The organism is Moorena sp., from assembly GCF_982860115.1.
The window spans coordinates 1-7451 of record NZ_CEYLVT010000100.1; the positions used below are offsets into that span (position 1 = coordinate 1).

General features: G+C 42.9%; 9 protein-coding genes. 1 reads left to right on the top strand and 8 read right to left on the bottom strand.

The features are described from left to right. Positions 1 to 103 precede the first annotated feature (103 nt). From AC4II3_RS17660 to AC4II3_RS17695, 8 genes are all read right to left on the bottom strand, one after another. Entirely contained in the window at positions 104 to 979 is an 876-nt protein-coding gene (locus AC4II3_RS17660) for a formylglycine-generating enzyme family protein (RefSeq protein ID WP_488009454.1), read from the bottom strand. Further along, the gene (locus AC4II3_RS17665; RefSeq protein WP_488009452.1) at positions 957 to 1079 is read right to left on the bottom strand and encodes a hypothetical protein; all 123 of its coding nucleotides are present in this window, start codon (positions 1077 to 1079) and stop codon (positions 957 to 959) included. The genes AC4II3_RS17660 and AC4II3_RS17665 overlap by 23 nt, the downstream gene beginning before the upstream one ends. A gap of 153 nt (positions 1080 to 1232) precedes the next feature. Further along, the gene (locus AC4II3_RS17670) at positions 1233 to 2933 is read right to left on the bottom strand and encodes a formylglycine-generating enzyme family protein (protein WP_488009450.1); all 1701 of its coding nucleotides are present in this window, start codon (positions 2931 to 2933) and stop codon (positions 1233 to 1235) included. 5 nt (positions 2934 to 2938) lie between these two features. Next, positions 2939 to 3991 carry a VWA containing CoxE family protein gene (locus AC4II3_RS17675; protein ID WP_488009448.1) on the bottom strand — a complete coding sequence of 351 codons (1053 nt, stop codon included), beginning with the start codon at positions 3989 to 3991 and terminating at the stop codon, positions 2939 to 2941. 2 nt (positions 3992 to 3993) lie between these two features. Beyond that, the gene (locus AC4II3_RS17680; protein WP_488009446.1) at positions 3994 to 4956 is read right to left on the bottom strand and encodes an AAA family ATPase; all 963 of its coding nucleotides are present in this window, start codon (positions 4954 to 4956) and stop codon (positions 3994 to 3996) included. Between the two features lie 9 nt (positions 4957 to 4965). Further along, positions 4966 to 5958, bottom strand: a complete 993-nt coding sequence (locus AC4II3_RS17685) for a hypothetical protein (RefSeq protein ID WP_488009444.1) — start codon at positions 5956 to 5958, stop codon at positions 4966 to 4968. Between the two features lie 24 nt (positions 5959 to 5982). Beyond that, positions 5983 to 6843, bottom strand: a complete 861-nt coding sequence (locus AC4II3_RS17690) for a trypsin-like peptidase domain-containing protein (protein ID WP_488009442.1) — start codon at positions 6841 to 6843, stop codon at positions 5983 to 5985. A gap of 16 nt (positions 6844 to 6859) precedes the next feature. Next, the gene (locus AC4II3_RS17695) at positions 6860 to 7204 is read right to left on the bottom strand and encodes a CU044_2847 family protein (protein WP_488009440.1); all 345 of its coding nucleotides are present in this window, start codon (positions 7202 to 7204) and stop codon (positions 6860 to 6862) included. Between the two features lie 48 nt (positions 7205 to 7252). Here AC4II3_RS17695 and AC4II3_RS17700 point away from each other — a divergent pair. Further along, on the top strand, positions 7253 to 7451 hold a 199-nt coding region (locus tag AC4II3_RS17700), incomplete at its 3' end, for a hypothetical protein (RefSeq protein WP_490722851.1).

Here is a 7451-nt window from a genome sequence, read left to right on the forward strand (position 1 = left end):
AGGACAGGCCACATGCCTATTCCCCAGCCACTGGCAAGATGCCAGTTCTACACAGAGAAGAGGGAAAAAGGGAAAACAGGGTAAAGGGCACAAGGGCAAAAGCTTAGGGAGTCCACTTCTGGGCACACACCACACGAAAACCAATATCATCGACGTCGTACCTGAGGCTCGGACGATCGAAGTGGCGAGACGCAGAACGGCAGTTATCAGGGTTGTTGTCCCAAGAACCGCCCCGCAACCGCCGATTATCATTTAGATTATTATCTAGCCACGCACTGCCATCTGTCGGCGCACCTTCATAGTTATCATGCCAATGGTCTGCACACCACTCCCACACATTCCCATGCATATCGTAGAGTCCAAACTGATTGGCTACCCCAAAATTCCCCACTGGGGTTGTTTCTCCACGATAAATCCCTGATGGCCCATTACCATAAGACCCTTTCCAACGACCCTGTTGATCATCTGTTCCATCGTAATTAGCAAACTCTGTAGTAATCGTCTCGCCAAAATGGAACGGAGAAGTTGTACCTGCTCTACAGGCGTACTCCCACTGGGCTTCACTGGGCAAGCGATAAGAGCGTTTGGTATACTCAGACAGCCGCTCACAAAATTCCATCGCATCATCCCAAGAGACTCTCTCTACAGGTCGGTCATCCCCTTTAAAATATGATGGATCGGGTTCAAGTTCTGTTTTGACTTGGGGTCGGGCAGCCACGGCTTGCCATTGGGCTTGAGTAACTGGGTATTTACCCATGAAGAAGGATTTAACCGTGACTTGATGCTGGGGACTTTCTTCCTCTCTATGCCCCTCTTCCGTTTCTGGGGAACCCATCAGGAAAGTGCCACCAGGGATGGCAACCATGTCCAAGGTAATACCATTTCCCAAGTCTTCAGTGAAGTACTGAATTTGTCGCCGATGGCGTTTGATAATAAGTTCTGATTGCTGTTCTTCTTTACTTGTTTGTGCCATCACCATTGTTTGGTTTAACTGATGTAGAACTGGCAAGATCAATGATTAGTTGTAGAACTGGCATCTTGCCAGTGACCAGATCAATGATTAGTTGTAGAACTGGCATCTTGCCAGTGATATATTATTAGTTGATTGAGATTGACACAGGCATAAAGCCTATTCCGCCGCCACTGGCAAGATGCCAGTTCTACACAGAGAAGAGGGAAAAGAGAAAACAGGGCAAAGGGCAAAAGGCCAAAAGGGTCAAGGGTTACCGAGTCTAAGCCCACCCACACACCACACGAAAACCAATAAAGTAAGTGTGCCTGATGCCCGAAAGATAGTTGTAGCGAGACGCAGAACGGCAGACCTCAGGATAGTTGTCCCAGGATCCGCCCCGCAACAACCGCCGATTATTATCATTGTCATTATTATTTGGCCACGCACTGCCATCTGTCGGCGCACCTTTATAGTTTGAGTGCCAATGGTCTGCACACCACTCCCACACATTTCCATGCATATCGTAGAGTCCAAAGTCATTGGCTACTGCAAAACTCCCCACTGGGGTTGTTCCCTGAACAGATTTGCCTTCGGAACCAGAGCCATAAGTATAGTTGCCATCATAGTTAGCTAGGCCGGTTGTAATTGTCTCACCAAAATGAAACGGAGTCGTTGTACCTGCTCGACAAGCATACTCCCACTCGGCTTCACTGGGCAAGCGATAAAGACGTTTCGTATACTCAGACAACCGCGCACAAAATTCCACCGCATCATACCAACAGACTCCGTCTACAGGTCGGTCTTTCCCTTTAAAATAGGATGGATCGGGTTCAAGTTCTCTGTTGACTTGGGGTAGGGCGGCGACGGCTTGCCATTGGGCTTGAGTAACTGGGTATTTACCCATCAAGAAGAATTTAATGGTGACTTGATGCTGGGGACTTTCACTGTCTCTATGCCCCTCTTCTGTTTCTGGGGAACCCATGATAAAGCTCCCTTCAGGAATGGCAACCATCTCTAGCTCAACTCCATTCCCTAAGTCTTCGGTAAAACCATGAGCTTGGTGTTGACGACGGTTGATGATTAGTTCTGTTTCTGTTCTCAAACGGCCTGTTTGTTTAAATTCAATAGTTGCCACTTCAAACGTAAAACGTTCTAGCACAATGTCTATGGATAGCCGTTTCCCTGAAGAAAGGAAAAGTCTAGTGTTAATATCTGTCCCTGCTCTCACATCCATGGTTACCACCTCACATTCAAAGGTTTGCATGGGTGGGAAACCTTCAAGCTGAGTGACTTGATTAAGGCTAAGGTTTACCCCATGAACACTATAGGATTGACCAGCATCAGGGGGAATTTGACCGTTGAGCCAGATTCCGAGGGATTGAGCAAATTTCATTAAGGAGTCATATTGACTCAACTGGGGTCTAAATTCTTCAATTAGACGCTGTAATCGGGCTAATTCTGCCTGTCCATTTTTTCCTCGGTTAACCAATCCTTGTAGGGCTGTGGCTATCTGGTTTTCTGCTTGAGTGCGATGTTGATCTAAATACACCATGGCTGCCCATTGTTGTGCCTGGAATTCTCGCTGTCGGCTGGCGGGATGGGTTCCTATTAAATATGTCACGTAGTCCATCAGCAATTGGGCTACGGATTTGAGGCGATTTGTTCCAAATTTGTCCTGAAATTCTGGTGTTTCAAATTGTGCCAATAAATTAGACCGTACCGCCGGAGTCATGGCATATAATTCATAACCAACTGGACGGCACAACTCCGATAACAGTAAATCCGCTTCTGCTATCCAAGGCACTTCCTCGTTGAGTAAAAATTGCACTCGGATATAATTCACCAATTCCGGAGTCAAAACCAAGGGCAAGGCGCAATGACAAGCTAGATAGCGATAGTTGGGCTGAAACCTGGCAACAAATCGTTCAATTTGTTGCTTGGCTATTTCTTCGGTTAATTGGTCAGATGAGGGACTTGTCATAGATCTTAACGAATCTGTGCGATCGCTTGATTTAACCCATGAGGATCCAGAGGGTACATTGGTACTAAATGAGCGATAAATTGGGCAGTGCTTCCCTGCCAGCGTTCAGAGGGAACAGGATTCAACCAGGCAATTAACTTGGTATGCTGTTTAATGTGCCACAAAACTTCAGCGGTTGCTGAAAATCTTTCGGAACGGCGATCGCCACGAGCTGCTCCCCCATCGCTGACAATTAAAACACTGGTATCCCCATTAGACTCTGCCAAAATCCACTCAAACTTTACCTTTTCGGTTAAATAAGGGTCTTTATAAACATACTCTGGTGGAACGTTGTGGAAATAGCCCACTCGCACCCGCTCGATATTACTGTCGTGTTGGGCGGTTTCGACTAAATCTCGCGTAAAGCGGTGAAAGGGAGTCATAGAGCCTTCCTGATCCAGCAACAAGAGCAAATCAGCGTGATTTTGCTCCCTTCGGCTGTATTTCGGCTTTAAAAAAAATCCCTGTTGGCAGACCTTGGCAATTGTCCCTTCCACATCCAGAATATCTTCTCTACCATCTGCCACCATCCGCCGTAAATAACGCCAGCTATAAACCATATACCTGCGAGAAATGGGATAATAAGCTTGGAAATCCCAGTCTTCTGTCTGTTCTAATGAATTGATTGATGATTTGATCGGAAATAAGGATAATTCAGGATCTGGAGTCGGACAGTCTACCATGGAGGAAACCTGTTCCCCAGGGGTGACAGGAGGGGGATTCTGAGGGGAGGACGATGATTGGGGTGATTCTGAGGGAATTTCCCTTGGTTTTGCGTCTTCTTGGCTCTCTTCTGCCCTAATGGAAGGAAAAATGACCTCTAAATGCTCTTGTTGGGCTAGGGAATGACACCAAAGCGATCGCAGCAGTTTTTTGAGAGCATTGGCATCCTGCACTCCCCAGCCGCCCTCCATAGCTTGTAAGGCAGCTAAATATTCATTAATTCCCAAGGCAAACCCATCCCGGCGCAAGCGGTAAAAGAGGCGAGTTAACAGAGAGTGGGGATTAACGTTACTCATGATCAAGGTGCATAATTGGGATTTTGCCAATCTTGCCGCAATTTAAATACTAAATCTCGATAGGGAATTATTTTTTCTTGCTGGAGCTCAGTCACAGCATAGGGTTCCGGTTTAAAGTGATGTAAGGCAGCCAGCCAATCCAGAAACTCACTGGTTCCCGGAGGTTTAAACAGACTTTTATCCTCTCGTATCTGTAAAAATTTAGCGACCGCAGTCGTCACTAAATCAGATTTGGGCATTGCCATTGTCTCTGTTTTCTGTTTCTGTTGATAGTGAACATTGACAATTTTCTCTAACTCTTCTGGTTGACTAGGGAAACGCACATAGTGATATAAACACCGGCGTAAGAAGGGAGAGGGGAGACTGCCTTTTTCTTTGTTACTGGTAATAATGATAATTGGTAGTTGCTCTTGATTGGCCTCAATCGTTTCTCCTGTTTCCCGAATAAAAAATTTCCAAGGTTTATCCAATATCGACAGTAAATCATTGGGGAAATCTACATCAGCCTTGTCAATTTCATCAATTAGCAACACTGCGGGATAGTTGTGGGATTGAAATGCCTTTCCCAGGGGGCCTAGTTCACGGTAATCTTTTGGTTCTTGAGGATTTCTCGGTTGTCCAGTTTTTGGATTAATAGACGGGGTTAAGTCTTTGGTTTGGACATCATGCAAGCGCAAAATCGCATCGTATTCATATAATCCTTCTTGGACTTTCGTTGTTGAGCGAATATCCCAGCGATAAAAGGGCAACCCTAATTCATAAGCAACTGCTACTGCTAATCGGGTTTTACCACATCCCGATTCTCCTTCTATTAACAGGGGTCTTTGGAGAAAAATTGCCAAATTCACCGCTTCAATTAATTCACTGTCGGCAATATAGGGTTCTAATTCTGTAGGAGAATGTGGATGACATTGTTTAGGTCGATTTTTTGGATTGCCCTGGAAGATGTATTTAGGAGGATTCATCGGCTATAACTAAAGTTTATTAAATTTTTGTTTCAACATGTAACAGATTTTTTCTGGATTTCCTTTAGAATAATCAAAGATGTATTTTGATTCAAACAAGCTTTCTTGAATAGAATATTTATAAGTATCTTCAATCCATTTACGAATATCTTTATGGGTCCATGCTCTTGGTAAAGACAATTTAAAAATTTTTTGCTTATTGAATTTTAATCTTGGACAGAAATGAGGTAAGTATTGACATTTTTCGGACAAACAAGAATAACTAGTGGTCATAAAAAGGATAATTATAATATTTGCATATTTCTGAGATAGTTGAGACTGTTTTTTAGTTATAGGAATCCAAAAATACTCCATAAACCAGGATAATAATGAATCTTGATTTTCCCCAAGAGCATCCCAATCATTCAATTCAAAAAAAACAAGACTTCCAACTTGCAAGCCATTCGTTATTTTATCAATAATATTGATAGCATGCTGTTGAGGATTATCAACTGTTTTAGTCTCCGAATCAGAGTTAGGTATAAAGTTTGCGATCGCACTTAATAAACTTTGTTCATCTACAATATTATTGGCTATCACATTAATCGGGTAATGTCTCCAGTCATCACTTTCTTTGGTTAGATTGTCTCGAATGTCATAAACCAATAATTCTCCCTTAGTTTCTTTGATATTTTCAATTAAAAAAAAAGCCGACCCTCCCTTACGAGTACTAGCAAATTTGTCGAGAATTTGATTAATTAGATTTCTCGGGTTGCTAAAATCAATCTTTGGTAGCTTTTTGTCAAAGCGATTTCCTCTTTGATTGTTGGTTAATGATGAGTGTTGATATGAACTAAGTTGAGTTTCAATCTCTTCAAGTTGAGAAAAATATATATCACTTCTTCTTTTGAGATTCTGATATTCACTTGACGCAGGGTCAAGGAATCTCATTTGACTGGGTATATCACTAATTTTTTCTTCTAAATCTTTTTTTTCTTGTTCAAGAAAGTCTCTGCGATTCATTTTTTATTTTAAACTAGCAAATCCCTAAAAACCAGACAATTGATTTTCAATTTCTTCAAGCTCATCAAAATATACGTCACTTCTTCTTTTGAGATTCTGATATTCAATTGATGAAGGCTCAAGGAATTTCATTGGAATGCCTAGGTCACTAATTTGTTCTTCTAAATATTTTTTTCGTTCTTCAAGATGCTTTATCTTTGCAGGTGACAAGCGTGGATTAACTGGCTTTTCTATTTCCTTAGTTCGTATAACAATTGACTCCAAATATTTCCAAGATTTCACTAAAATTTGTGTCGGAATCATAAACGCAACTTTTGCCGTTTGTCGTTTGGTATCTGCAGCAACTACCATCCCCACTACTCCCTGCAATTTTTCATCCCAAACCGGAGAACCACTAAATCCTGGTTCAATCCCGTATCCAGTTACCTTAGTATCTTCCAGTTGAAACCATTGTTTAGCATTTTGCTCTGACAATACCCCAGTTGCCCAAACTCCAAACGAAACTTTCCTAGGACAGCCAAATACTTTAAATCGATTATTTGCAAGATTTTCTGATAACAGCAGGCGAGTCGGGTGAGCAGAAGCAGGAAGGTGATCAAGTTTCAAAACCGCAATATCTTCTATCGCTTCCTCGGAATCTAATTCAGATTCAGGATGCCAGCAAATAACCCTCACCGAAAATTTATCTTTGGGATTAAGTAACGGAAAATCAACCTTTATTTCTCCCTCAGGGCAGCTTTGTGTCGTGCTAGTAATTAATAATGCCTCTGATACGACATGAGCACAGGTTAAGGCATAGTGTTCCGATACCAGAAAGCCAATACCAACTACTTGGTCGTGAGAAAAGAGCCGAATAATTGAAGTCTTATGGGCATTAAAATCCATTGATTTAATTTATCCTCTACTTGCCCTGATTCTTATTACTGCTCCATTTTAAGGTAATTTCATAGCTCACTTCGCCACCCACAGAGGCAAACACCGCTCCCGCATCTGCCGTCAACTTCAAACCAAATTTTACTTCCACTTCATCGGCGGGTTGGTTTAGGTCACGCAATTTGGTGATAACCGCAGAAGCAACCGGTTTGATTTGATCCAGGGCTTCTTCAAAGGTCTGCCGTGCCTTTATGACTTGTTTTCCCGATCCCAGGGCGACTCGCTCAATACCACGGCTTTCCGGTTTTTCCACTTCTACCAAAAATGTAGTTCCATCCGCTAGGGAAAATTGAGCTAATTGTTTTTCTTCCATTGTTTGTGTCTTCTGACTCCCATTCAGCTCATTTTAGCTGTTTGAGCCATGGATGGAATGGACATCAAGCGTGGAACTGGCATCTTGCCAGTGTCATTTCCTACCCTGTGGAACTGGCATCTTGCCAGTGTCATTTCCTACCCTGTGGAACTGGGATCTTGCCAGTGTCATTTCCTACCCTGTGGAACTGGGATCTTGCCAGTGTCATTTCCTACCCTGTGGAACTGGCATCTTGCCAGTGTCATTT